This window comes from Sphingomonas sp. Leaf25 (assembly GCF_001421635.1).
Taxonomy (GTDB): domain Bacteria; phylum Pseudomonadota; class Alphaproteobacteria; order Sphingomonadales; family Sphingomonadaceae; genus Sphingomonas.
This window is the reverse complement of sequence record NZ_LMKU01000029.1, coordinates 262,986-287,354: the sequence shown is the minus strand read 5'-3', so window position 1 is coordinate 287,354 and position 24,369 is coordinate 262,986. Positions and strand designations below refer to the sequence as shown.

Genomic DNA, 24,369 nt, shown 5'->3' with positions numbered 1-24,369 from the left:
GCGCGGTTCGAGTTCGATCAGCCAGTGGCGCCCCTCGCGGTGGGCGACCGCCGACCGGTCGCCGCCGATCAGCGGCGTCAGCGTGTGGGTGGTGCCGTCGCCCGCGAGGATCGCGACCCCGGCCTCGCCGAACACGGCGGCGAGCGACGTGTTCCACCAGACGGTGCCGACCAGCGGGGCATAATCGCCCGCCGCGCCGACGACCATCAGGCTGTCGGCATCGGCGATCAGCAGCACGCCGTGCGGCTGGATCGCGCCGGGGACATGGATCGCCTCGCGGTCGCAGGCCGTCAGGTCCTGCCCCAGCGCGGAGGGGGATCGCGCGTCGACCGGATCGAAGGGGGTATTCACTTCAGGAATCGTCGCCAAACCCGCGCCTTTCCACAACATGTCTTGCCCGCCCGATATGCCGGCGAGGGTCGTACCATTTTCGTGATATACTGCTTCTTATCATCCGACGCCGGTCGGTCCATCCAGTACCTGACGAACGCGGGCGGCAAGGTCGACGCGCTTGTACGGTTTGTTGATGAGATCGAATTCGGTGCCGCGCGCATCGACCCGTTCGATCGACGCCTCGGCATAGCCGGTGGTGAGCAGGATCTTCAGGCGCGGGCGCTGTCGCCGCGCCTCGCGCGCCAGCATCACCCCGTTCATGCCGCCGGGCATGATGAGGTCGGTGAACAGCAGGTCGATCGGCCGGCCGCTTTCGAGGATGGCGACCGCATCGGGACCGTTCGAGGCACGCAGGATGCGATAGCCGAAGTCGCCGAGGATCGCCTCCGCCAGATCGCCGACGTCGCTCTGGTCCTCGACCACAAGCACGGTTTCGCTGCCCTGCGATTCGGCTTCGGCGCGCGGCATGCGCTGGCTAAGCGGATCGGCCGCGCTGTCGACGGCGGGAAAGAGCAGGCGGATGGTCGTGCCCTTGCCCTCCTCCGATTCGATGCGCAGCGCGCCGTTCGACTGTTTCATGAAGCCATAGACCATCGACAGGCCAAGCCCGGTGCCCTTGCCCTGATCCTTGGTCGTGAAAAACGGTTCGGTCACGCGGTCGCGGATGGCGGCGGGAATGCCGGTGCCGGTGTCGCTGATCGCCAGTTCGATATAGTCGCCGCTGGCCACGTCGCCGAAACCGGCGTCGGACGGATCGATCCGCGCCTTTTCGACGGTGATGCGCACGGTGCCGCCGCCGGGCATCGCGTCGCGGGCGTTGAGCAGGATGTTGAGGATCGCCGTTTCCGCCTGCACCGGATCGATCCGCGCGTTGCAGTGCGAACCGCAGCGCGTCAGCTCGATCGCCAGCCGCGCGGTGCCGATGGTGCGTGCGAACAGCGGCATCATCGAATCGACCAGATCGTCGACGTTGACGACGCGGCCCTGCAACTTCTGCCTGCGCGAAAAGGCGAGGAGCTGCTGCGTCAGCCCCGCGCCGCGTTCGGCCGCCTGCATCACCGCCTTCAGCGAGCGGCGCGCGCGGGCGGGATCGATCGGCCGGTCGTCGGCGCGGTCGATCTGGTTGAGCAGCATGTCGGTGAACCCCTGGATCACCGTCAGCAGATTGTTGAAATCATGCGCGATGCCGCCGGTGAGCTGCCCGACCGCCTCCATCTTCTGCGCCTGGCGCAGCCCGTCCTCGGCATCGCGCCGGCGGCTGACGTCGAGCTGCGAGGCGAAATAATAGCGGACCTTGTCGTTCTTGTCGAAGACCGGCGAGATGAACAGCGCGTTCCAGAAGGCGCTGCCGTTCTTCTTGTAGTTCAGCACCTCGACCGAGGTTTCGCGCTGCTGTTCGATCGCGCGGCGAATCTCGTCGATGGTGTCGCGATCGGTTTCCGGTCCCTGCAACAACCGGCAGTTCCTGCCGATCAGTTCGTCCCAGCCATAGCCGGTCATCGAGAGGAACGCCGGGTTGGCGAAGATGATCGGATTGTCGGGCAGGTTGGGATCGGTGACGGTCATCGGCATGCGCGTCGTCTTGACCGCCGCGAAGAAGATTTCGTTGTTCGGATCGCGCATGTCGTCGTTGGCTTGCGCCAGATGCGGCGGCGGACCGCCCGTCGCGCCCGTTTCGGTATTCGCAGGGCTCGCCATGGGGGTACTCTACCGGTTCGAAACTTCCCGTCAAAGCCGCTGGCGTACCGTTTTGTTCCGCGTGCGATACGGACCTTTGCCCGCGATCGGAACGTTTTGTTCGCATGAATCCCGTACGCCACGCCATCGCTACGCAGGTCCGCGCGCTTACCGGCGCGGGCGACGGTGCGATCGACCTGATCCGCGCGCCGGGCGACGACGGGCTGTTCGGGCCGGGGTCGGTAAGCTGGAGGGTGCATGGCGATTTCTCGTCGATGATGATCGGCGGCACCGCCGCGCTGTTGATGCAGATGCTGCATCCCGGCGCGCTTGCCGGGGTGTGGGATCACAGCGATTTCCGCCGCGACATGCTCGGCCGGCTGAAGCGCACCGCGCAGTTCATCGCCGCCACCACCTATGGCGGGACCGCCGAGGCGCGGCGGCTGATCGGCCGGGTGCGCATGATCCACGATCATGTCCACGGCGTGCTGCCCGATGGCACGGCGTACAGCGCCAACGATCCGCATCTGCTGACATGGGTGCATGTCGCCGAGGTCGACTGTTTCCTGCGCGGCTATCTGCGCTACCGCGATCCGATGCTGTCGCGCGCCGATCAGGACCGGTATTTCGCCGAGAATGTCGTGGTTGCGCAGGCGCTGGGCGCGGTGGACGTGCCCGACAGCCGCGCGGCGGTCGATGCCTATCTGGTGCGCATGCGGCACGAGTTGCGCTGCGACCACCGGACGCGGGCGGTGCGCGATGCGCTGGTGAACCAGCCGCTCAAGAGTCCGTTCCTGCGCGGGTTCGGCGCGATCAATACGGCGGCGGCGATCGACCTGCTGCCGCCATGGGCGCGGGCGATGCTGGAACTGGATGCGGGGAGTGCCGGGGCAAGGGTTGCGGCGCGGACCGGAGCGCAGGGGATGGCTAGGGTGCTGCGTTGGGCGTTGAACGGGTCGGCGTCGGAGAAGACCGCGCGGGCGCAGGGGTAGGGGCGGTCGGGTTTCCGCTTTCGCCCACTATCAGTTGTTCCTCAACTTTCTTATGACGGAGCGATGGCTTCCCTTTCGTTCCTCGTTATCCGATTTACTGCCTTACTCTCGCTATGTGCGGTCCCAACGGTGACTAATGCTTCGTTGGATGGTCCGATGGTGAAAAGGTTGTCCGTGCAAGACTTGCGAGCATGTTACGCAAAAGGCGGCGTGCCGGCCATGGTCTACTGGAATGTCGAAGAGTGCGTTCGCCCATATGCGGATGCCGGGAAAATTTGTACGAGCGGAAGTCAATGCGAGGGAGAGTGCGTTTCAGTTGGCAAAAGCACCCATGGCGCAACGAACCAAACCGGGATTTGTGAAGCAAAGACAGGCAGTCGGAGCTGCCGGTCATTGGTTATTGAGGGTACTGTTAGTAACGAACCCTGTGCCTAAACCGATTCGCAGCGTGTAAGACGATCCTACGGCATACTCCGCACTTCATCATGAATAACATTGGGATGTTACTATTACAGCAGCGGCAATCCCGCCTTCAACTCCTCCACCCACGCCCGCGCCACGCCGTCCGACGGCGCGCGCCAGTCGCCGCGGGGGGAGAGCGCGCCGCCGCCCGATACCTTGGGGCCGTTGGGGAGCGCCGAGCGCTTGAACTGGCTGGTCTGAAAGAAGCGCCACAGGAATTTCTCCAACCATGCCGCGATCACCGGCAGGGCGTAGGCACCCTTCGCATCCTCGGGGAAGTCGATCGGCCAGTGGCCCTTGGTCGCATCGGCCCAGGCGTGGTGGCACAGGAAGGCTACCTTAGACGGGGCCATGCCGTATCGCACGATATGGTGGAGGAAGAAGTCGTTGAGCGCATAGGGGCCGACGCGGTCCTCGGTGCTCTGCATCCGGCCCTGGTCGTCGGCGGGCACCAGTTCGGGCGAAATTTCGGTGTTAAGGATCGCGTCGAGGACGGTGTCGGTGGCGGCATCGAACTGGTCGGTGCGGATCGCCCAGCGGATCAGATACTGGATCAGCGTCTTGGGCACGCCGGCGTTGACGCCGTAATGGCTCATCTGGTCGCCGACGCCATAGGTACACCAGCCCAGCGCCAGTTCGGACAGGTCGCCGGTGCCCAGCACAATCCCCTGCCGCTGGTTGGCGAGGCGAAAGAGATAGTCGGTGCGCAGCCCCGCCTGCACATTCTCGAACGTGACGTCATAGACCGCTTCGCCACGCGCGAAGGGATGGTCCATGTCGGCAAGCATCTGGCGCGCGGCGGGGCGGATGTCGATCTCCGCGCCGGTGATGCCGAGCGCGTGCATCAGCGTCCACGCATTGGCCTTGGTCGCCTCGCCGGTCGCGAAGCCGGGCATGGTGAAGCCGAGGATGTCGCTGCGCGGCCGCTCCAGCCGGTCGAACGCCTTGGCGGCGACGATCAGCGCATGGGTGGAGTCCAGCCCGCCCGACACGCCGATCACCAGCCGTTTGGCACCCGAAGCGACGAGGCGCTGGCGCAGCGCCTCGACCTGGATGTTGAACGCTTCGTAACAGTCGTCGTCGAGCCGGTCGGGGGTGTTGGGGACGAAGGGATAGCGCCGCACCGCGCGCAGCAGGCCGATGTCGGTGAAGCCCGGCCGGTGATCGAAGGCGATGCGGCGGAAGCGGGTTTCGGGATGGCCGTTGGCGGCGGCGCAATCGTTGAAGGTGCCGTTGCGCATCCGCTCCAGCCGCAGCCGGGCGAGATCGACATCGGCATAGATCGCGCCGTTCGCCCGGTCGAAGCGGGCCGACTGGGCGAGCAGTTCGCCGAGTTCGTGAATCATCCCCTGGCCATCCCACGACAGGTCGGTCGTGCTCTCGCCCATGCCCGCCGCCGAATAGACATAGGCCGACAGCGTGCGCGCCGATTGCGAGGCGCACAGCAGTTCGCGTTCGCGCGCCTTGCCGATGACAATGTTCGACGCGCTGAGGTTGCACAGCACCAGCGCGCCAGCCAGCGCCCCGGCGGTGGAGGGGGGGAGCGGCGCCCAGTAATCCTCGCAGATTTCGGCGTGGAACACGAAGTCGGGCAGGTCGCTGGCCGCGAACAGCAGGTCGGTGCCGAACGGCGCGTCCTGTCCGGCGACGCGGATCGACAGGCCGGTCAGGCCGGCGCCAGACGCGAACCAGCGCTTCTCGTAATATTCGCGGTAGTTGGGCAGATAGGTCTTGGGCACGACGCCCAAGATGTGCCCGCGCGATACCGCCACCGCGCAATTGTAGAGCCGCCCGCTGCGCCGCAGCGCCGCGCCAAGCAACAGGACGGGGTTCAGGTCCGCGCTGGCGGCGACCACTTGCGTGAGCGCCGCTTCGGTCGCGTCGCACAGCGCGTCCTGAAGATGCAGGTCGTCGATCGCATAGGAGGTGAGGTTGAGTTCGGGAAAGACCAGCAGGTCGGCCCCGGCATCATGCCCCTCGCGCGCAAGCTCGATCGCGGCGCGGGCGTTGGCGGCGGGATCGCCGACGCTGGCCAGCGGCGTGCAGGCCCCGACGCGGAGCAGGCCATGGGTGTGGATCGAGGCGAAGGGGTGCGCGGCCATGGGCGCGGTTGTACCGGCGCAGGTGGGGGGATGCCAGCGCGAAGGGGTGGTGGTTTGGGGAGGCTGTTCGTCACTCGCTGCCCGTCACCCTGGACTGGTTCCGGGGTCCGCCTTGCCGCAAGCGATGACGATGGAGGCGCGACGGGGGTCACCTGTTGCCCGGTGGACCCCGGAACCAGTCCAGGGTGACGGTGGCGTGCGGGGTGACGGCTGGGCGTTACACCTTGGCGGCGTACAGCATCCGACCTTCGCCGATCAGGTCGAACACGCGCGCCAGATCGCCCTCGGCGACCGCGAAACAGCCCTGGCTGCGGCCGAGCTTGCCGTGCTGGGCGATCATTTCCGGGTTGGCATACCATGCGCCATGGATGACGATTGCGCGCATCAGCGCATTGTCGTTGGTCGGATCGAGCCCGACCAGCCGCTGCGAGCGGCCATGCTTGCCGATATAGTAGTTGTCGGTGGTGAACGCGCCTTCGGAGGTCGCGTTGGAATCGGGGATGTTGCTGAAGCGTTCGAGCTGGCCGCGATGCGCCGGGTCCGATCCGCTGCCATGCGTCACGCGCATCGCCGATACGACGCCGCTGTGCATGTCGATGAACTGGAACCGGGGGTGCGCCGAATCGAGCGCGAAGTCGGCGATGACGATGCGATCGGTGCGGCGCAGCCTGTGCGAGTGGCGGTCGAGCGCGGCGACGGCGCGTTCGAACAGCTTGGGATTGACCGTGGCCGGCGCGGCCATCGTCCGCACCGGTTGGGCGGGCATCCGCGCCAGCGACGGATAGGGCGCATGCGGCACCGGAGCCGAGGCGACCGGACCAACCGATGGACGGACGCAGCCCTGTGTCAGCAGCAGACCGGCGAGCCCGCCCGCCGCCTTCAATACCGCTCGCCGCGACCGAACCTCTGCGTCCTGCATCCACATCCTCATGATTCCGCTGTTCCGTATAATTAAACGACTACTGGAACCGGTTCAATTGTCGGCGGTTTGTGCGTTCCGCCGTCTGCCGCAGCGTTGCAACGGCCGGTCGCCTGCGTATCGTTAACGGCGCGTTTGCCAAACCGGATATGCTGTCCGATAAGGTCGCGATGCGGCTGCGTCTCGCCCTGATCCTGTCGATGGTGTCGTGCCCCGCGATGGCGCAGGACGCGGACACGCTGGCGATCGAGCGGGCGGTGCTGACGATGCGGCCGGGCGACCATCGCTGGGCCGACGATCCGGCGCAGGGCGGCGAGGTCAGCATGGTGGTGAGCGTGCCGATGCAGATGGCGTTCGTCTATCGCGGCGATCGGCTGGTCGGGGCGTCGACCGTGTCGACCGGCAAGCCGGGCAAGCGCACCCCGATCGGCGAATATGTCATCCTGCAAAAGCGGCCGTTCCACCGCTCCAACCTCTACAACAACGCGCCGATGCCGTTCATGCAGCGCCTCACCTGGGGCGGGGTGGCGCTGCATGCCGGCAGCCTGCCGGGATACCCCGCGTCGCACGGCTGCATCCGTATCCCGACGCCGTTCGCCCGCGCGCTGTTTCAGGTGACGCGGCTGGGCGGGCAGGTGGCGGTGGTGAACGAGGTCATCGCCTTTCCGGCGCGGCGTCCGGCGGATGCGGTGCCGGTGCTCGACGGCACGATCGCGGGCATGCTGGCGGCGCGTGACGACCGGGTGAGCGGCGGGGGCGGGCGTGCGCGGTAGGGTGACGATCGGGCTGGCGGCGATGCTCGCCGGATGTGGTGGCGCGCCTGTCCCTGCGCCCGAACCGACCGCCAGCGTCGTCATGTCGGTGGCGACGCCCACGCCGGTGCCGGTGCCGACCGCGACCTCGGCAATCCCTGATGCGGTGACGGCGACGACCAACGAGCCCTTCTATTCTGCCGCGATCGATGGCGATGCGATCCGCCTGTCGGGGGTCGACCTGCCCGAACGGCGGCTGGGGATCGTCGCGCGCGACGCGGTGCCGGACGGGCGGCGCTGGCGGGCCGAGGGCGTGACCGTCACCGTGATCGATCAGGCGTGCGCGGACGACATGTCGGGCGAGCCGCGCCCGTTCCGCAGCGTGTTGACGGTGGGCGGACGGACCGCGCGCGGCTGTGCCTTTCCGACGCCGCGCGCGCAGGCGACGATCCCGGCGGCGTTCCTCGGGCGGTGGGATCGCGACGCGGCGGCCTGTGCCGCGCCCGCCACCTCGATCGAAGGCGTGACGATCTCCCCGCGCGAGCTGCGCTTCCACGAAAGCCTTGGCGACGTGACGGCGGTGACGCCGGTCGCCGGGGGCGTGGCGATCGCGGTGGCCTATAGCGGCGAGGGCGAACGCTGGACGACGCGGCAGACGCTGCGAGTCGCGGGTGACGTGCTGACGATCGCGGGCGAGGGCGCGCCTATCCGCCGGGTGCGCTGTCCACGTTGAGGACGCCGGCGATCGCCGCGTGCAACTGATCGCTGCTGAACGGTTTGGTCAGGACGGGCAGATCGACCTGCCGTTCACCGATCTCGGCGAAGCCGGTGATGAGCAGCACCGGCAGTCCCGGACAACAGGCATGGACCCGCTGTGCCAGCTCGACGCCCGACAGCAGCGGCATGGCGTAATCGGTGATGAGCAGGTCGCAGCAATAGCCCGGCCGGAGCGCGGCGAGCGCGCGGTCGGCGGTGGCGCAGGCGGTGACGTGATGGCCCATCGCCTCGAGCTGCGCGGTGACGACGTGGCGCACCTCGGCATCGTCCTCGACCAGCAGGACGCGGCGCGGGGCAACCGGCCCGGCGGCGGCGGTCGGTGCGGCCAGCGCCTCGGCAGCGACCGGCGGGAGCCAGAGGTGGACGGTGGTGCCTTCGCCCAAACGGCTGTCGATCGTCACCTCGCCGCCCGCCGCCCGGGCCATCGCCCGCACCATCGGCAGGCCGAGCCCGGTGCCGACCCCCTGCGCCTTGGTGGTGAAGAACGGTTCGAACACCCGTTCGCGCAAGGCATCGTCGATGCCGGTGCCGGTGTCGCCCACCGAGATGCGGACGAACGGACCCGACAGGCCGTGGGCCATGCCGGTGGCATCAGCGATGTTGGCGGTGGCGATCGACACGATCCCCTGACCCCCCATCGCGTCGCGCGCGTTGATCGCCAGATTCAGGAGCGCGAGTTCGAACTGCCCCGGATCGGTCCGTACCGCCCACGCCGGATCGGCGAAATCATAGGCGAGGCGGATGCGCCCGGCGGCGGTGCGGACGATCAGTTCCTCGACCGCGCGGATCGCCGTATCGGGGTGGAAGGTTTCGGCGGCAAGGTCGCGCTGGCGGCTGAAACTGAGCAGGCGGCGGGTGATCGCGCTGCCCCGGCCCGCCGCTTCGCGCGCGGCGGACAGAAAACGCTGCAGCCGGACGGGATCGTCGATCCGCCGCTGCGCCAGTTCGAGATTGCCGAGGATGGCGGCGAGCAGATTGTTGAAATCATGCGCGATCCCGCCTGCCAGCGTCCCCAGCGCCTCCAGCTTTTCCGACTGATGCCGACGTCTTTGGGCGAGGCGGCGTTCGGTATCGTCACGCTCGATCCGCAGCAGGAACCGCCGGTCGGTCGGGCCGAAGGGGATGCGCTGAACCAGCGTCCAGCGTTCGCCGCCGCCGGCCTCGCCGTCCTGCCGTTCCTCCTCGGCCATCGCCTCGCCGGCCAGTGCGGCCCGATCGGCGAAGTCGGCGGGGGCGCCGTCGCCGCGCACGACGGCACCCTCGTGGTCGAGGATGACGACATGGTCGCCCGAGCTGCGCATCAGCCCGTCGAACGCCGCCCGCTCGAACGCCAGCGCCCGGCGCAACGCGAAGCGGGTCGCGGCGGCATCGATCATCGCGCGCAGCGCGTCGCCGTCCCATGGCTTGTTGGCATAGCCGCTGATCGCGCCGTCGTTTAGCGCGGCGACGACGGCCGACAGATCGGCATAGCCGGTCAGCAGGATCGCCTCCGCATCGGTCGTCGGCCGGGCCTGTCCCAGAAACTGGCTGCCGGTCAATTCGGGCATCCGCTGGTCGGAGACGATCACCGCGATGTCGGGGTTCGCCGTGACCAGCCCCAGCGCCTCGACCGGCGAGGTGGTGGCGAGCACCCGGTAGCGATCCTCGAGCAGATCGGTCAGCGCCACGAGGATCTCGCGCTCGTCATCGACCAGCAGCAGCAGGGGCGGGGTGCCGGGTTTTTCCATTACGGCCGTTCCGGTATCGTGATTACGAATGCCGCGCCACCCTGCGCGGCGGTTTCGATGGCGATGGTCCCGCCGTGCGAGCGGACCACGCCGTACGCGATGGCGAGGCCGAGGCCGGTGCCGGCCCCGACATCCTTGGTGGTGAAGAACGGTTCGAACACCCGTTCGCGCCGGTCGGGCGGGATGCCGGGGCCGTTGTCGGCGATGCGGATGGTGAAGCGGCCGCCGTCCGACGCGGTCGACACCGTGATGTGGCCACAGGCGGGATCGACCGCGTCGGCGGCATTGGCGACGATGTTCATCACCACCTGATTGACCAGTGCGCCCGAACATTCGAGCAGGCGCACCGGGCCATAGTCGCGCGTCACGCCGACCGTGCCGAGCCGCGGGGCGAGCAGCGTCAGCACCGAATCGATCGCTTCGGGCACGTCGATCCGCGATACCTCGCCATCGTCGAGCCGCGAGAAGCGGCGCAGCTTCACCACCAGTTCCTGGATACGGGTGAGGCCCGAGCGGATCGAGTCGAGCCGGTCCGACGCCTTGGTCAGATGCGTCTCGCGCGTCGCATCGTCGGTCGCGCCGCGTGCCGCGCCGACCGCGCGTTCGACGGTCGATTGATGCGCGAGGATGAAGGCGAGCGGGTTGTTGATCTCGTGCGCGATGCCGGCGACCAGTTCGCCGAGCGACGCCATCTTGGCCGATTGCACCAGTTGCGCCTGCGTCTCGCGCAGCAGCGCGTTGGCGCCAGCCAGTTCGGCATTGGCATGGGCGAGGCGTTCGGCCGATTCGGCTTCGGCCCGCGCCTGCGCCAGCGCCACCGCCTGTGTCCGGTCGCGCTCCAGCGCCGCTGCTTCCTCGTCGCGGGCGAGCTTGCGGCGGACGATCGCGCGGATGCGGACGAGCAGCATGTCGCCGTCGCGCCCCTGCGGCACCACGTCGTCCGCCCCGGCGGCGAGCCCGGCAAGGACGGTCGCGGGATCGGCATCGTCGGTCAGCGCGACCAGCGCGATGCCGCTGGCGCGCGCGGTGCGGCGCGCGTCGAGCAGTCGCGTCGTCTGGAACCGGGTCGCGCCGTCATGTTCGACGATCAGGATGCCGTCGGCCCCGTCCGTGTCGATCGCGGCGAGCGCCGCGACGCGCGTGCCGATGTCACCGACGTCATAGCCATCGGCGGTCAGCCGCACGAACAACGTGTCGCGGTCCGCGCTCACCCCGCCCAGCAGGAACAGGCGGGCGCGGCGCAGCGCGGGGGCGGGGCCGTCCTCGACCGGGCGGGACCGTGCCTGCCGCAGCAGCGCGCGGACCCGCGAGACGATCAGTTCGCCGCCGCCGCGCTTGGGGACATAGGCGTTGGCACCGCTGTCCAGCCCCTGCCGTTCGATGTCGGACGCATCGTCGCCGGTCAGCATCAGGACGGGCAGGGTACGGGTCGCGGTCGTCTGGCGGACGATACGGACCAGTTCGTCGCCGTTCATGCCGGGCAGGCGATAGTCGACGACGAGCAGGTCGGGGCGGCGGACGTTGAGCATGCCGAGCGCCGTTTCGGCGTCGCGCGTGCGCTCGACGGTCAAGCCGGCGCGTTCGAACATGCGGCGCAGTTGCAGCGCCTGCGTATCCGAATCCTCGACCAGCAGGATCGATGCGGCGTCGCTCATGCCCGCCGTTCCACGATCCGGCGGACATGCGGGCCGATCATGCCGAGCGGCAGCGAGAGGGCGCCGGCGCGCTGCGCGGCGGCGGGCATGCCATAGACGACGGCGGTGGTCGCGTCCTCCGCCACCGCCGATCCGCCGGCGGCGAGCAGGGTCTGGACCCCGGCCCCGCCATCGTCGCCCATGCCGGTCAGGACGATCGCGAGCGCCGCGCCGTCGAGCGCGGTCGCCCCGCTTTCGATCAGGCGGGTGGCCGAGGGGCGCTGCCCGCCGACCGGTGGGTCGGTCGAGACGGTCATCGTGCCGGCCCGGCCGATCGTCAGGTGACTGTCGCCGGGTGCCACATGGATGGTGCCGGGGCGCGGCAGGTCGCCGTGACGGGCCAGTTCCACCTGCTGCGGCACGACGCTGTCCAGCCAGTTGGCGAAGCCCTGCATGAAGCCTGCCCCCATGTGCTGGACGAGCAGGATCGGCAGCGGAAAGTCGGCGGGAAGCGCGGCGAACAGCCGGGCGAGCGCGGGCGGCCCGCCGGTCGAGGCGGCGACCAGCAGGACGCGGGGTGCGCGGGTACGCGGCGGCATGACCGGCGGCGACAGCGCCGGTTCGCGCATCCGGCGACGAACCACCGCCACCTCGCTCATGATCGCCAGTTGGGTGCGGATTTCGGCGGCGACCTGCACATAGGCGGCGTCGGCCAGCCCGACCGGCTTTTCGACGACCGACAGCGCACCGGCGCGCAGCGCATCCATGCTGTTGCCCAGTTCGCCGCGATCGATCGAGGCGGAAACGACGACGATCGGTGTGGGATGATCGGCCATGATCCGCCGCGTCGCCTCCAGCCCGTCGATGCCGGGCAGGCGGATGTCCATCGAGATGACGTCGGGCCGGACGCTCGGGATCGCGGCGATCGCTTCCTCCGCGCTCGCCACCGCCGCCGCGACGCTCAAACGCGGATCGCCCGCGACGATATGGGTCAACAGACGGCGGACGACCGCCGAATCCTCGACGATCATCACGCGGGCGGGGGTGGTGCGACGCGGCATGGAGGGGTCAGAGCAGTTGCTGGACCACGCCGACCAGCGTTCCCTGATCGAAATCCTGCTTGGTGACATAGGCATCGGCCCCGAGGCCGAGGCCGCGTTCGATGTCGTCGGGGCTGTTGCGCGAGGTCATCATGACGACGGGTAGCGTTTTCAGTGCCGGATCGTTCCGTATTGCAGCAAGCAATCCGAAGCCGTCCATCCGCGGCATTTCGACATCGGCGACGACAAGGTCGATCGCATCGATCCCCGAGCGCAGCCGCTCCAGCCCGGCAAGGCCGTCGACCTCGACCAGCACGCGGTAGCCCTGCGCTTCAAGGATGCTGCGTTCCAGCGTACGGGTGGTGATCGAATCGTCGACGACCAGGATGGTGCGCGTGCGCGCCGCATCGGTGGCGGTCGCGGCAGGCAGCAGCGGCATGCCGGGGCGGTCGCGCACCAGTTGCGCCGGATCGAGCACGAGGACGACCGCGCCGCCGACCAGCACCGTGCCCAGCACCAGCGGCACGTCGGCGGCGATCGCCTGCGGATCACCGACCAGCAGCGCGCGGACTTCGCGCAGGGTGTCGACCACCAGCACGCGGCGCTGCCCGTCGGCAATGAGCACCAGTGCGTTCAGCATCGTGCCCCCGGCGCCGTGCGCTTCGCCCAGCACGTCGCCCAGCCGGGTAACGGGCACCGGATCGCCATCCACGACCAGTATCGTCGCGTCGCCGCTGGCGTGCAGGTCGGCGGGTGCGATCCGCCGGACGTGGCGCACCGCATCGGCGGGCAGCGCGCAGAGCATCGCGCCCACCTCGACCAGCAACAGCGTGCGGCGGGTGAGGGTGAGTGGCACGGTGAGGCGGATCGCGGTGCCGCCGCCCGCCGCCGGGGCGATCGTCGCCGATCCGTGCAGCCGCCGCGCCGTCTCCGCGACGACCGACAGGCCGATGCCGCGCCCGGCGACCTCGTCGAGCCGGTCGGCGGTCGAAAATCCCTGTTCGAACAGCAGCGCGTGGAGCGCCGCCGGGGCGGGACGCGGCGCATCGGGCGCGATCAGGCCGGCGGCCCGCGCGCGGGCGAGGATCGCGCCGTCGTCCAGCCCGCGCCCGTCGTCGCGCACGGTCAGCGTCAGCCGGCCGCGATCGATCCGCGCTTCGATCGCGATCAGCCCCTCGTCGGTCTTGCCCGCTGCCACGCGGACGCCGGGCGGTTCGATGCCATGGCGCACCGCGTTGCGCAGCAGGTGGAGCAGCGGATCGCGCAAGGCGGCCAGCACCCGCCGGTCAGCCTCGCCCTCCACGTCGGGCAGCAGCAGCCGCGCGGTCTTGCCCTCGGCGGTGGCGAGGTCGCGCACGGCGCGTTCATATCCGTCGAACAGCGTGGCGACGGGTTGCAGCAGCAGCCGTTCGCCGTCGCGTTCCAGTTCGGCCGAGGAGCGTTCGAGCTGGTCGGCCAGCCGGCGGTGCAGGCGGCGGATGCGGTCGGCCTCGGTCGTCGCCTGCGCGACGCGACGGACCGCCTCGGCATTGCCGCCCTGCGCCACCAGCGCCTGCAATCCCGCCAGATCGTCGCACAGCGCCTGCAACCGGTCGGTGACGGCACCCTGATCGGCGATCTGCGTGGCAAGGACGCTCAACGAGCGGCCGAGCCGTTCGACGCGGTGGCCGGGCAGCGCGACGCGGCGGTCGTCCTCCGCCACGGGCAGCGCGGGATCGGGGGCGGGGGCCGCGCCGTCCTCGATCGCGTCGGCATATGCCCGCAGCGCGGCGATCGTCACGGCATCGAGTGCCGCCTCGCCGCGCTCGACGCCCAGCAGCAGCGCCTCCATCTCGTGCGCCGCCGCTTCGGTGTCGGGCAGGTCGACGGCACGCGCCGCTCCCTTCAGGCTGTGCGCGCGGCGGCTGAATTCGCGCAGGTCGACCGCGCGGCCGGCATCGGCATCGGCAAGGCTCGTACGGATGCCCGCCATATGCTCGGCCAGTTCCGACGCGAACGCCGCCAGCAATTCGGCCTCAAGCTCGTCCACGGCGGTTACAGACGGTAGCGTTCGGTCAGCGACACCAACGTGCGCGACAGGTCGCTGAGGTCGCCCGCCGCCTGATCGAGCTGGCGGGTCGAGGCGGCGGTCTGCTGCGATGCCTGGCGGATGTTCTGCAGCGCGATCGTCACCTGTTCGATGCCGATCTGCTGCTGGTTGGTCGACGCGACGATCTGCTGGAAGGTCTGGACATTCTCCTGCACCCGCGCCGCCAGTTCCTCGATCGCGGCATGGCCCTGATCGGTGCGTTCCTTGCCCGAGGCGATGCGCTTGACCGCTTCCTCGGTCAGCATCACCGACGAATTGATGCCGCGCTGAATGTCGCCCAAGATCGAGCGGACGTTGCGCGTCGCGCCCTTCGCCTGATCGGCCAGCATCTTCATCTCGGCGGCGACGATCGCGAAGCTGCGCCCCTGTTCGCCCGCCGCCGCCGCCTCGATCGAGGCGTTGAGCGCGAGCAGGTGCGAGCGTTCGGACACGTCGTTGACGGTCGCGATGATGTCGCCGATCGCCTGCGTCTTTTCGGACAGGGCGACGATGTTGGTCGCTACCGCCTCCGCCTGATCGCGGATCGCGTCCATCGCACGCGCGGTGTCGGCGACGGCGGTGAGACCCGAATCGCTTACCTGCGCGGTCGCCTGTGCCGCCGCGATCACTTCCTGCGCGCGGCGGCTGATCTGCGCGCCGCTGTGGGTGATCTCGTCGACGGTCGCCGCTGTTTCCTGCACCGCCGCCAACTGTTCCTCGACCGAGGCGGCCTGTTCCTGCGTCGAGGCGCGGATTTCGGTCGCGGCGGCGTTCAGATTCTCGGTCGCGGCACGGTTCTGCGTCGCGATGGTGCGCAGGCCCCCGACCATGTCGTTGAGCGTCATGCCTAGCCGCCCCAGTTCGTCCTTGCCGGTCGCGGCAGTCGTGGTCGACAGGTCGCCGCCGCCGATCCGCCCGACGAAGCCCATGAACTCGCTCAACGGGCCTACCACCGACCGGCGGATCGTCACCGCGACCACCACGCTGATGACGACCGCGAGCAGCAGGCCGATCAGGATCGAGCGCCGGCTGGTATCATATACGTCGCGCGTCGCCTCGCTGCCGCGCTGGATCGCGATGTTCAGCGTCTCGCGCGCCTGCGCCAGCCGGGCGACGGTCGCGGCATGATCGCGCACGATGCCGGTTTCGGCGGCCAGTACCGCCGCGCGATCCCCGCCGCGCACCGCCGCCAGTTGCGCCTCGACATCGCCGCGCGTGCGCGACAGCGCCGCTTCGGCGTCGCCCAGTTGCGCGACCATCCGCGTCCATTGTTCGGCGCGCGCGTTGGTGATCGCATCGGCGCGGTAGCTTTCGGCGGCGCGCTGCTGTTCGGCGATGTCGCGGGTCGCATCGTCGATCGCGGCGCGCCATGCGACCGTGCCGTCGCGCACGCCCGCCGCATCGTCGGTCAGGAACGCGCGGACGATCGTGCCGCGCGCCTCGACCTTGCGCGACAAGGCCTGATCGATCCGGCCGAGCGCCTGGATCGAGGCAAGGTCGCGCCCGACGATCTGGTCGACGGTCGTGCGCACGTCGCCGATCTGCGCCAGCGCATAGAGGCCGAGGGCGAGCAGGATGGCGGTGATCGCGGCGAACCCCGCGGCGATGCGGGTGGAAACGGACAAGGCTTATCCTTCCTGAAGGCTCTTCGGGAGCAGGTGATCGATCAGTTGCGCAGGGTCGATCCGGGTCAGGCGGTCGCCGCCGCCGGTATCGACCAGCCGGGTGAGCGTCGGGGGTGCCGGATCCACGCCCGCGGTGACGACGCCGAGCAGCCGGTCGACCGCCAGCGCGATACGCGGCGCATCGTGGCGCAGCACGATCATCGCCCCCGCCGTCGTCGCCTCGCGCCTCAGTGCGGCGGCGGGCGCGAACAGGTTCACCACCGCCCCGCGCCACGCGACCAACCCCAGCAAGGCGCCCGGCGTCTGCGGTACGCGCGACACCGGCGGCAGCGCGGCGACGGCGCGCACGTCACCAATCGGCAGGCCATGGGCGATGCCCCCCAGATCGAAGGCGAGCAGCGTTTCGGTGGGATGGGCGGCGGTGTCGCCTGCCTGCGCCACCCGTCGCTGCCGATCGCGTAGCACGGCGGCGATCGCGGCATCGTCCAGCCCGTCGGCGATGATGGTGAGCACCGTCACAGCGTGGTGATCGCGTGGCGGGCGGCGGCGGCCATCGCGCCGGCGGTCATCCCCTCGCCCTCGGCCAGTTCGGCATCGGGCGGCAGGGCGGCGGCGACGCGCAGCGCGTTGGTCAGGCTGCGGCGGCCATCGTCGGTGCGCCCCTGCGCCAGCAGGTGGCGGCCGAGCAGGTAATGCGCCATCGCGAACGACCGGTCGAGGTAGAGCGCGTCGCGAAAGCCGCGCTCGGCCCGCTCGCGCTCGCCCGCCGCCATCGCGCCGAGCGCGGTGAGGTAGCAGGCGACCGCATCGGGCGCGCGCGCGACGGCCGGCGGCGGAGCAGGGGGTGGCGGTACGGCGCGGGGCGGCAGCGCGATGCGCGGTTCGCGGCGGACCGGCGGCGCGACCGGGCGGAGCGGTTCTGGCGCCGGCGCGGACGGGCGCGGCACCGAACCATGCGGGCGATAGGCGAGGATGCCGCCGACCTGTACCGGATCGGCCACGGCATCGAACGTCGGATTGGGTTCGGCATGGCCGAGCAGCAACAACCCGTCGCCCGCCAGCCGGTCGGCCAGCGCGCCGACGATCCGCGTCGCATCGTCATGCGCGAAATAGATCAGCACGTTGCGGCACAGGATCAGGTCGTAGCCATCGAAATGCAGCGGTGCGGCATCGGCGATCATCGCCATCAGATTGTGCCGTTCGAACCGGGCGATCCCGCGATAGCGGTCCTTCAACCGGTAGCGATCGCCGGTCCGGTCGAACAGCCGGGCGCGTTCGGCCTCGCCCAGCGTGCGCAGCGACCATGCGCCATAGTCGGCCTGCCGCGCGACCTCCAGCGCCGCCTCGTCGATGTCGGTGCCGGTCAGCGCGATCCGCCAGTCGGCGATGGCGTCGCCCAGCAGGTCGGTGAGCAGCACCGCGATCGAATGCGCCTCCGCGCCGGTCGAGCAGCCGACGCTCCAGATGCGCAGCCGCTTGTCCACCCGGTGCGCCTCGATCAGCGCGGGCAGGATATGCGTCCGCAGCGCGTCGAACTGTTCGGCGAAGCGGAAGAAGAACGTCTCGTTGATCGTGACCGCGCTTTCGAGGCGCGGCCATTCGTCGCCATCGGCCCGCAGCAGCCGGTCGCGATAGGCGGCGAGCGTGGCGTCGCCGCGATCGGCCATGCGCTGCGCGATGCGTTCGAAAAGCTGCCCGTCCTTGTCGATGTAATAATGGTGGCCGGTGCGCTCGATCACCATCGCCTTGACCTGCGCGAAGACGGGGTCGTTGCGCGGCAGTGTCATGCCGCCGTCCACTGGTCGCGCCGCGCGGCGGCGGCGGCGGCCAGCCGGTCGATCGCATGGCGTTCGGCCGACAGCAGCAGCCGGTCGGGATCGATCACATGCGCGACCGTGTCGCCCACCGCCAGTTCGCCGATGATCGCTTCGTTCAGGCTGAGCGCGGGGTCGATGCCGCCGACCTCGCCCGACACGACATCTTCTGCGCGGTCGACCAGCAGGCAGGGGGCGTCCGCGCCCTTCAGATGGACGAGGTGCGCGAACAGCCCGACCGGCCCGACCGGCGCGGCGGGATCGAGCAGCGCCAGCGGGTGGAGCACCGCCACCATTTGCCCGCGCAGATCGATGAAGCCCAGCAGCGGGCGCGGCAGCCCCGGCGTCGTCTCGACCGGCAGCAGCGGCAGAACGCCACGCACCGCCGCCATCGGCAGCGCGAGCCGCTGTGCGCCGGTGCGCAGGATCAGGAAGGGGCCGGTCATCCTGCGCGCTATATCGATCGGGGGACGGCCTGTCAGTCGTGTTGCGCAAGCCGCGCGAGATCGTCGGCGGTGTTGACGTTGGCGATGGCGGGCGCGGCGACGGCGGTCGCGCCGATCCGGTCGCCGAACGCGCGGATCGATCGCGATCCGGTTCCGGCGAGGAGGGTATCGAGCGCGGGCAACGCAGTGGCGGGCCACCAGCCGATGACCGGCAGGTCGGCGAGGAAGGCGGCACTACTCCCCTCCCTTTCAGGGAGGGTAGCGGCGTTCAGCAATTGGCGCAGGTTCTTGGGCAGGAACGGTGCGTCGCACGGCACCGTCAGCACCTGCGTAAACCCTCGCGCCGTCGCATGGTGCAGTGCCCCGGCGATCCCGCCGAGTGGCCCCAGACCCGGCGCAGGCCGATCGGGCACCGACGCCAGCATGCCATGATCGCGCCCAACGACGACGACCGCATCGACCTGTGGGGCAAGCGCATCGGCCACCCAGTCGATCAGCGCGCGTCCGTCCAGCAGCGCCAGCGCCTTGTCGCTGCCGAAGCGGCTGGCCTGTCCGCCGGCGATGATCGCGCCCAGCACCCGCATCACGACGCCAGCATCGTGTCGCCACGCACGGCGGTGCGCAAGGGAAGCCCGGCGGTGGCGGCGCGATCGATCGCGAGGCTGGTCGCGGCCGACAGGGTGGCGAGCAGCGGGCAGCCGGCCAGCACCGCCTTTTCGACCAGCTCGAACGAGCAGCGCGACGAGAGTAGCGCAAAGCCGCCGTCCCAGTCATGGCCCTCGCGCCGCATCGCGCCGATCAGCTTGTCGAAGGCATTGTGCCGGCCGACATCCTCGCGGACGAGCCGGATCGTCCCGTCGGCGGCGCACAGCGCGGCGGCATGCGCGGCCCCCGTCTCGCGCGACAGCGGCTGATGGTCGCGCAAGCCGGCGGCGGCGGCAAGGATCGCCGCCGGCGTCGCATCGCTATGCGCGGTGAGCGGCGGCAGCGGCCGCAGCGCCTGTTCGAGATTTTCGATCCCGCACAATCCGCACGACGATTCGGACACGCGATGGCGCACCCGTTCGGCGACGCGGTCGTGGCGGTCGGGGATCAGCGTCAGGCGCAGCAACGTACCGCGATCGATCGCATGCGCGTCCACGTCGACCAGTTCGCCGCCATGGTCGATCAACCGCTCGGCCAGCGCGAACCCGGTCGCGAGGTCGGCCAGATCGGCGGGCGTCGCCATCAGCACAGCATAGCCCAGCCCGTCGATTTCGATCGCGACCGGCGCCTCGACCGCGACCGGCTGGTCGGTGGGCGAGGGGGTGCCGGCAGCCGCCACCCGCGCGAAGCTGCGGATGGCGCTTGGCGTCTCGCTCATCCGGCGTGGATACGGACCGGCACGGCCTTGGCCGCCGGGGTCTTCGATTCGCGGTCGTGCCAGCCGATCGGGATCAGCGGGTTGAGTTCGGGATAATAGCCGGCAATGCAGCCGTCGGGCAGGTCGAACGGCACGATCTTCAATCCGCCGACGCGGCGGTCGATGCCGTCGTCGCCGTCGCCGACGATCGTCACCACCTGTCCCTTGTGCAGCCCGGCCTTCGCGATCTCCTTCGGGTTCATCAGCACCACGTCGCGCGTGCCGGAGATGCCGCGGAAACGATCGTCATAGCCATAGATCGTCGTGTTGAACTGATCGTTCGACCGCAGCGTGATGAGCCGCAGCCGGCCCGGCGCATCGGGAATGTCGGTACCCGACAGAGTCTTGGGCACGGTAAACTCTGCCTTGCCGCTTTCGGTTTTCCACACCCGCTCGCGCGCCGAATTGCCGCGATAGAAGCCGCCGGGGGTGAACATCCGTTCCTCGAAATCGTGGAATTCCTCGGGGTAGGTCAGCTCGATCTGCTTGCGGACCTTCGCATAATCGGCGGTCCAGCCGTCCCAGTCGACTTTCGGGTTGGGCGGCAGCGTCGCCTTGGCGATGCCGGCGAGGATCGCGATCTCCGATTTCAGATGCTCGCTGGCGGGCGGATGGGTCGCGATCGATCCGTGGATGTGGCTGAACGTATCCTCGATCGACACGATCTGCTCACCGCCCGCCTGCACGTCGACCTCGGTGCGGACAAGACAGGGGAGGAGATAGGCGGTCCGGCCGTTGATGAGGTGGCTGCGGTTGAGCTTGGTCGCGATCTGCACGGTAAGGCGCATCGCCGGCCACGCCGCCTCGATCCGTTCGAGATCGGGGATCGCGCGCAGGAAATTGCCGCCGAGCGAGACGAAGGCGTCGATCTCACCCTTCAATATCCCTTCGCAGGCGGTGACGGTGTTGTGGCCGTGGTCCATTGGCGGATCGAAGCCGTAAAGTTCGCGCAACCGGTCGTTGGGCACCAGTTCGGGCTTTTCCGAAATGCCGACGGTGCGCTGGCCCTGCACATTGCTGTGCCCGCGCACCGGCGACATGCCGGTCCCGTCGCGGCCGATATTGCCCTTCATCAGCAACAGGTTGACGTAGGTCGCGACATTGTCGAACCCGTTGACCTGCTGGGTCAGGCCCATGCCGTAGATGCCGATCGTCCGGTCGGCCTCGACATACACCTGTCCCGCCGCCTCGATCGCGGCGCGGGTCAGGCCGCTTTCCTTCTCAATGTCGGCCCAGTCGGTCGCGCGGACCATCGCGGCGAAGGCGTCGAAGCCGTTGGTATGCTGTTCGATGAAATCGACGTCGAGCACATGGACCCTGTGCTCGGCCCAGCTCCTGTCCTCGGCGGCGAGGACGTGCTTGGCGAGGCCGATCATCACCGCCACGTCGCCGCCGGGGCGGACCTGATGGTACTGGCACGAGATCTTGGTTTCGGCGCGTGTCGCCATCTCGAACGGGTTCTGCGGATCGGTGAAGGCAATCAGCCCCGGTTCCTTGACCGGGTTGAACGTCACCACCTTGCACCCGCGCTTCACCGCGTCGCGCAAGGGGTGGAGGAAGCGCGGGCTGTTCGATCCGGTGTTCTGCCCGAAGAAGAAGATCGCGTCGCACGATTCGAAATCGTCGAGGATCGAGGTGCCGACCGGCGCGCCGATCGTCTTCTTGAGCGCGACCGACGTCGTCTCGTGGCACATGTTCGAGCTGTCGGGCAGGTTGTTGTGGCCATAAAGCCGCGCGAACAACGCCCACAGATACGAGGTTTCAAGGCTGGCCCGACCCGAGGCGTAGAAGATTGCCTTCTTCGGATCGATCGCCTTCAGTTCGGCCCCGATCGCGGCGAACGCCTCATCCCAGCTACATTCGACATAATGGTCGGTCGCATGGTCGTAGCGCAGCGGATGGGTCAGGCGACCTTCGTGTTCGAGGTCGAAGTCCTTCCAGCGCTTCAGTTCGGTGACGCTGTGCTTCGCGAAGAATTCGGGGGTGCAGCGGTTGGGGGTCAGGTCCCACAATGTCGCCTTCGCGCCATTCTCGCAGAATTCGAACGGGTGCGGCTCGGCGGGCTTGCCCCATGCGCAGGAGGTACACATGAACCCCTTCGACTTGTTCTGGCGGGCAAGCTGGGCCAGCGCGGCGGGGCGGTTCTTCTCCTTGCCGAGAATCTTCGACATGCCCTTGACCGAACCCCAGCCGCCGGCCGGACCGTCATATCCAACCGTATCTTCGCGATCCGCCACGTTTGTTCCTTCCGGCTACGCCTAAGCGTAGGCTACGTCGGGGGATGCTGGAAAGTTCCGCTGTAGCGTGGGAGGGTACGCTCCGCTTGTCGTCCTGTCGTCACCCCGGACTTGTTCCGGGGTCCACCGATCGGCCAACGATGCCATCTGACGATCGCGGGACGGCGCGTGCGGGCAGGTGGACCCCGGAACAAGTCCGGGGTGACAAGGGAAGTCGTCAGTCGAGTAGTTCCACCGCCATCGCCGTCGCCTCGCCGCCGCCGATGCACAGCGAGGCGAGGCCGCGCCGCTGGCCGGTTGTCTCCAGCGCCGACAACAGCGTCGCCAGCACCCGCGCGCCGCTCGCCCCGATCGGATGGCCCAGCGCACACGCCCCGCCGTGGATGTTGAGCGTGTCGTGCGACAGCCCGAGGTCGCGCATCGCGATCATCGCGACGCAGGCGAAAGCCTCGTTCACCTCGAACAAATCGATGTCGCCCGCCGACCAGCCGGCACGCGCCATCGCCTTGCGCATCGCGAACACCGGGGCGGTGGCGAACTTCGCGGGGGCATGGGCATGGCCGGCATGCGCCACGACCCGCGCGACCGGGGTCAGCCCCAGCCGGTCGGCGACCGACTGGCGCGTCAGCACCAGCGCCGCCGCCCCGTCCGAAATCGACGAGGCGTTGGCGGCGGTGATCGTGCCGTCCTTCGCAAAGGCGGGTTTCAGCGTCGGGATTTTCGCCACGTCGCCGCGCGCGGGCTGTTCGTCCTCACGCACCGTCGTCGTGCCCTTGCGGCCGGCGACCTCGACGCTCACGATTTCGCGGTCAAACGCGCCCGATTTCTGCGCGCGCTGGGCACGGTGGAGCGATTCGATCGCATAGTCGTCCTGCGCAACGCGGGTGAACTGATATTCGGCCGCCGTCTCCTCGGCGAAGCTGCCCATCAGCTTGCCCGGATCATAGGCGTCCTCCAGCCCGTCGAGATACATATGGTCGAGCAGCCGGTCGTGGCCGATCCGCGCGCCCGAACGGTGACGGGTCGAGAGGTACGGCGCGTTGGTCATGCTTTCCATGCCGCCCGCGACGATCAGCCCGGCCGATCCCGCCGCCAGTGCGTCGGCGGCCATGATCGCCGCCTGCATCCCCGATCCGCACATCTTGTTGACCGTCGTTGCCTCGACATGGGTCGGCAGCCCCGCGCCCAGCGCCGCCTGTCGCGCCGGGGCCTGTCCCAAGCCAGCGGGGAGGACGCAGCCCATGTAGATACGCTCGATCGCCTCGCCCGACAGGCCGGCACGCTCGACCGCCGCGCCGACCGCCGTCGCGCCGAGCTGCGTCGCGCTCGCCCCGGCAAGGCTGCCCTGGAAGCTGCCCATCGGCGTGCGGGCATAGGACAGGATGACGACGGGATCGGACACGGGCTCTCTCCAGACACGATTATGTTTCGTTTGATACCGTATCTAGGGCGTGGGGGCGGGCGATGCCAGCGGCGTTGCGTCGGCGGGTCGGGCGGGGGATAGGCGGCATCATGGTGAGTCCTCTGTTCTGGCCGATCCTGCTGGGGCTGCTGGGCGGCGTGTTCGGCAGCTTCATCGGCGCGCTGGCGATCCGCTGGCCAGCGGGGCGCAGCGTCGCCGCCGGCCGATCGGCATGTGACGGATGCGGGCGGACGTTGCGGCCGGTCGAGCTGGTTCCGATCGTCAGCTTTCTCGCCTTGCGCGGTCGATGCCGGACCTGCGGCGACGCGATCGCGCCCGGCCAGTTCGTTGCCGAAGTGCTGGGCGCGGCGATCGGCATCGTCGCCGGGCTGGTCGCGCCGGGGATCGAGGGGGTGGCCGGGGCGGTGTGCGGCTGGCTGTTGCTGGCATCGGGCGCGATCGATCTTGCCGCCTTCTGGCTGCCCGACCGGCTGACGATCGCGCTGGCGCTGGTCGCGTCGGCGGGGGGACTTGGCGGAATCGCGCCCGATTTCAGCGACCGGGCGATCGGCGGGCTGGCCGGGTTCGGCAGCCTGTGGCTGGTGGCGACGCTCTATCGCGCGATGCGCGGGCGGACCGGGCTGGGCGGGGGCGATCCCAAGCTGTTCGGCGCGATCGGATTGTGGCTCGGCTGGCGCGCGTTGCCGGTGGTGTTGCTGGTCGCGACCGTCGCCGGGCTGTGTGTGGTGGTGGCGATGCGGATCGCGGGGCGCGAGGTGAAGGCGACCGACCGGTTGCCGCTCGGCACGCTGCTCGCAATCGCCGCCTTCCTCGTCTGGAGTGTAGGCGGTTAGGGCCGGATCGACATTCAACGAAATGCCGTCCCAATCTTCTCCCCTC

Annotated in this window: 19 protein-coding genes and 1 pseudogene; 4 read left to right on the top strand and 16 right to left on the bottom strand. The window is 69.3% G+C overall.

Annotation, left to right across the window (positions count from 1 at the left end; all coding sequences use genetic code 11):
* Together ASE78_RS19580 and ASE78_RS13020 are read right to left on the bottom strand one after the other, a co-directional pair.
* A pseudogene (locus tag ASE78_RS19580) lies at positions 1-351 on the bottom strand (hypothetical protein); the annotation flags it as partial.
* A gap of 99 nt (positions 352-450) precedes the next feature.
* Positions 451-2,091 (bottom strand): histidine kinase famiy protein, encoded by a 1,641-nt coding sequence (locus ASE78_RS13020; protein WP_082467202.1) that lies wholly within the window; start codon positions 2,089-2,091, stop codon positions 451-453.
* Between the two features lie 104 nt (positions 2,092-2,195).
* Between ASE78_RS13020 and ASE78_RS13015 the strand changes: the two genes are divergently transcribed.
* Positions 2,196-3,062 (top strand): oxygenase MpaB family protein, encoded by an 867-nt coding sequence (locus ASE78_RS13015; RefSeq protein WP_056497821.1) that lies wholly within the window; start codon positions 2,196-2,198, stop codon positions 3,060-3,062.
* Between the two features lie 509 nt (positions 3,063-3,571).
* Here ASE78_RS13015 and ASE78_RS13010 read toward each other — a convergent pair.
* Both ASE78_RS13010 and ASE78_RS13005 read right to left on the bottom strand, forming a co-directional pair.
* Complete coding sequence (locus ASE78_RS13010) at positions 3,572-5,626, bottom strand: NAD(+) synthase (protein WP_056497820.1); 2,055 nt, start codon at positions 5,624-5,626, stop codon at positions 3,572-3,574.
* Between the two features lie 217 nt (positions 5,627-5,843).
* Entirely contained in the window at positions 5,844-6,551 is a 708-nt protein-coding gene (locus ASE78_RS13005) for a murein L,D-transpeptidase catalytic domain family protein (protein ID WP_055759830.1), read from the bottom strand.
* A 143-nt stretch (positions 6,552-6,694) separates the two neighbouring features.
* Here ASE78_RS13005 and ASE78_RS13000 point away from each other — a divergent pair, with 143 nt between their 5' ends.
* Both ASE78_RS13000 and ASE78_RS12995 read left to right on the top strand, forming a co-directional pair.
* Positions 6,695-7,318 carry a L,D-transpeptidase family protein gene (locus tag ASE78_RS13000; protein ID WP_056497819.1) on the top strand — a complete coding sequence of 208 codons (624 nt, stop codon included), beginning with the start codon at positions 6,695-6,697 and terminating at the stop codon, positions 7,316-7,318.
* The gene (locus tag ASE78_RS12995) at positions 7,308-8,030 is read left to right on the top strand and encodes a hypothetical protein (RefSeq protein WP_156351501.1); all 723 of its coding nucleotides are present in this window, start codon (positions 7,308-7,310) and stop codon (positions 8,028-8,030) included. The genes ASE78_RS13000 and ASE78_RS12995 overlap by 11 nt, the downstream gene beginning before the upstream one ends.
* On the opposite strand, the gene ASE78_RS12990 is transcribed toward ASE78_RS12995, so the two are convergent.
* The 12 genes from ASE78_RS12990 to ASE78_RS12935 form a co-directional block, all read right to left on the bottom strand.
* Entirely contained in the window at positions 8,002-9,801 is a 1,800-nt protein-coding gene (locus tag ASE78_RS12990; RefSeq protein ID WP_056497817.1) for a response regulator, read from the bottom strand. The genes ASE78_RS12995 and ASE78_RS12990 overlap by 29 nt on opposite strands.
* Positions 9,801-11,456, bottom strand: coding sequence for an ATP-binding protein (locus ASE78_RS12985; protein ID WP_056497816.1), 1,656 nt, complete (start codon positions 11,454-11,456; stop codon positions 9,801-9,803). The genes ASE78_RS12990 and ASE78_RS12985 overlap by 1 nt, the downstream gene beginning before the upstream one ends.
* Positions 11,453-12,496 (bottom strand): chemotaxis protein CheB, encoded by a 1,044-nt coding sequence (locus ASE78_RS12980; protein ID WP_200911058.1) that lies wholly within the window; start codon positions 12,494-12,496, stop codon positions 11,453-11,455. Before ASE78_RS12980 ends, ASE78_RS12985 begins: the two co-directional genes overlap by 4 nt.
* A 7-nt stretch (positions 12,497-12,503) precedes the next feature.
* The gene (locus ASE78_RS12975) at positions 12,504-14,504 is read right to left on the bottom strand and encodes a response regulator (protein WP_056497814.1); all 2,001 of its coding nucleotides are present in this window, start codon (positions 14,502-14,504) and stop codon (positions 12,504-12,506) included.
* 5 nt (positions 14,505-14,509) lie between these two features.
* Positions 14,510-16,168 carry a methyl-accepting chemotaxis protein gene (locus tag ASE78_RS12970; RefSeq protein WP_056497813.1) on the bottom strand — a complete coding sequence of 553 codons (1,659 nt, stop codon included), beginning with the start codon at positions 16,166-16,168 and terminating at the stop codon, positions 14,510-14,512.
* A gap of 3 nt (positions 16,169-16,171) precedes the next feature.
* On the bottom strand, positions 16,172-16,687 hold the full coding sequence (locus tag ASE78_RS12965) for a chemotaxis protein CheW (RefSeq protein ID WP_056497812.1): 516 nt from the start codon (positions 16,685-16,687) through the stop codon (positions 16,172-16,174).
* A complete protein-coding gene (locus tag ASE78_RS12960) occupies positions 16,684-17,955 on the bottom strand; it encodes a CheR family methyltransferase (RefSeq protein WP_082467228.1) in 1,272 nt (423 codons plus the stop codon). The genes ASE78_RS12965 and ASE78_RS12960 overlap by 4 nt, the downstream gene beginning before the upstream one ends.
* On the bottom strand, positions 17,952-18,428 hold the full coding sequence (locus tag ASE78_RS12955) for a chemotaxis protein CheW (RefSeq protein ID WP_056497810.1): 477 nt from the start codon (positions 18,426-18,428) through the stop codon (positions 17,952-17,954). Before ASE78_RS12955 ends, ASE78_RS12960 begins: the two co-directional genes overlap by 4 nt.
* Positions 18,429-18,460: 32 nt before the next feature.
* Complete coding sequence (locus tag ASE78_RS12950) at positions 18,461-19,012, bottom strand: molybdenum cofactor guanylyltransferase (RefSeq protein ID WP_200911064.1); 552 nt, start codon at positions 19,010-19,012, stop codon at positions 18,461-18,463.
* Positions 19,012-19,791 carry a formate dehydrogenase accessory sulfurtransferase FdhD gene (fdhD, locus tag ASE78_RS12945; RefSeq protein WP_056497808.1) on the bottom strand — a complete coding sequence of 260 codons (780 nt, stop codon included), beginning with the start codon at positions 19,789-19,791 and terminating at the stop codon, positions 19,012-19,014. The genes ASE78_RS12950 and fdhD overlap by 1 nt, the downstream gene beginning before the upstream one ends.
* On the bottom strand, positions 19,788-22,067 hold the full coding sequence (locus ASE78_RS12940) for an FdhF/YdeP family oxidoreductase (RefSeq protein WP_056497807.1): 2,280 nt from the start codon (positions 22,065-22,067) through the stop codon (positions 19,788-19,790). The genes fdhD and ASE78_RS12940 overlap by 4 nt, the downstream gene beginning before the upstream one ends.
* 217 nt (positions 22,068-22,284) lie before the next feature.
* Positions 22,285-23,469, bottom strand: a complete 1,185-nt coding sequence (locus ASE78_RS12935; protein WP_082467201.1) for an acetyl-CoA C-acyltransferase — start codon at positions 23,467-23,469, stop codon at positions 22,285-22,287.
* 110 nt (positions 23,470-23,579) lie between these two features.
* On the opposite strand from ASE78_RS12935, the gene ASE78_RS12930 reads away from it, so the two are divergent.
* Positions 23,580-24,323, top strand: coding sequence for a prepilin peptidase (locus ASE78_RS12930; RefSeq protein WP_056497806.1), 744 nt, complete (start codon positions 23,580-23,582; stop codon positions 24,321-24,323).
* The last annotated feature ends 46 nt before the right edge of the window (positions 24,324-24,369 follow it).

Bases quoted from the DNA above. Each gene is read 5' to 3' on its own strand.
- ASE78_RS13020 (WP_082467202.1), bottom strand. From the start codon at position 2,091: ATGGCGAGCCCTGCGAATACCGAAACGGGCGCGACGGGCGGTCCGCCG.
- ASE78_RS13015 (WP_056497821.1), top strand. From the start codon at position 2,196: ATGAATCCCGTACGCCACGCCATCGCTACGCAGGTCCGCGCGCTTACC.
- ASE78_RS13010 (WP_056497820.1), bottom strand. From the start codon at position 5,626: ATGGCCGCGCACCCCTTCGCCTCGATCCACACCCATGGCCTGCTCCGC.
- ASE78_RS13005 (WP_055759830.1), bottom strand. From the start codon at position 6,551: ATGTGGATGCAGGACGCAGAGGTTCGGTCGCGGCGAGCGGTATTGAAG.
- ASE78_RS13000 (WP_056497819.1), top strand. From the start codon at position 6,695: ATGCTGTCCGATAAGGTCGCGATGCGGCTGCGTCTCGCCCTGATCCTG.
- ASE78_RS12990 (WP_056497817.1), bottom strand. From the start codon at position 9,801: ATGGAAAAACCCGGCACCCCGCCCCTGCTGCTGCTGGTCGATGACGAG.
- ASE78_RS12985 (WP_056497816.1), bottom strand. From the start codon at position 11,456: ATGAGCGACGCCGCATCGATCCTGCTGGTCGAGGATTCGGATACGCAG.
- ASE78_RS12980 (WP_200911058.1), bottom strand. From the start codon at position 12,496: ATGCCGCGTCGCACCACCCCCGCCCGCGTGATGATCGTCGAGGATTCG.
- ASE78_RS12960 (WP_082467228.1), bottom strand. From the start codon at position 17,955: ATGACACTGCCGCGCAACGACCCCGTCTTCGCGCAGGTCAAGGCGATG.
- ASE78_RS12955 (WP_056497810.1), bottom strand. From the start codon at position 18,428: ATGACCGGCCCCTTCCTGATCCTGCGCACCGGCGCACAGCGGCTCGCG.
- ASE78_RS12950 (WP_200911064.1), bottom strand. From the start codon at position 19,012: ATGCGGGTGCTGGGCGCGATCATCGCCGGCGGACAGGCCAGCCGCTTC.
- fdhD (WP_056497808.1), bottom strand. From the start codon at position 19,791: ATGAGCGAGACGCCAAGCGCCATCCGCAGCTTCGCGCGGGTGGCGGCT.
- ASE78_RS12930 (WP_056497806.1), top strand. From the start codon at position 23,580: ATGGTGAGTCCTCTGTTCTGGCCGATCCTGCTGGGGCTGCTGGGCGGC.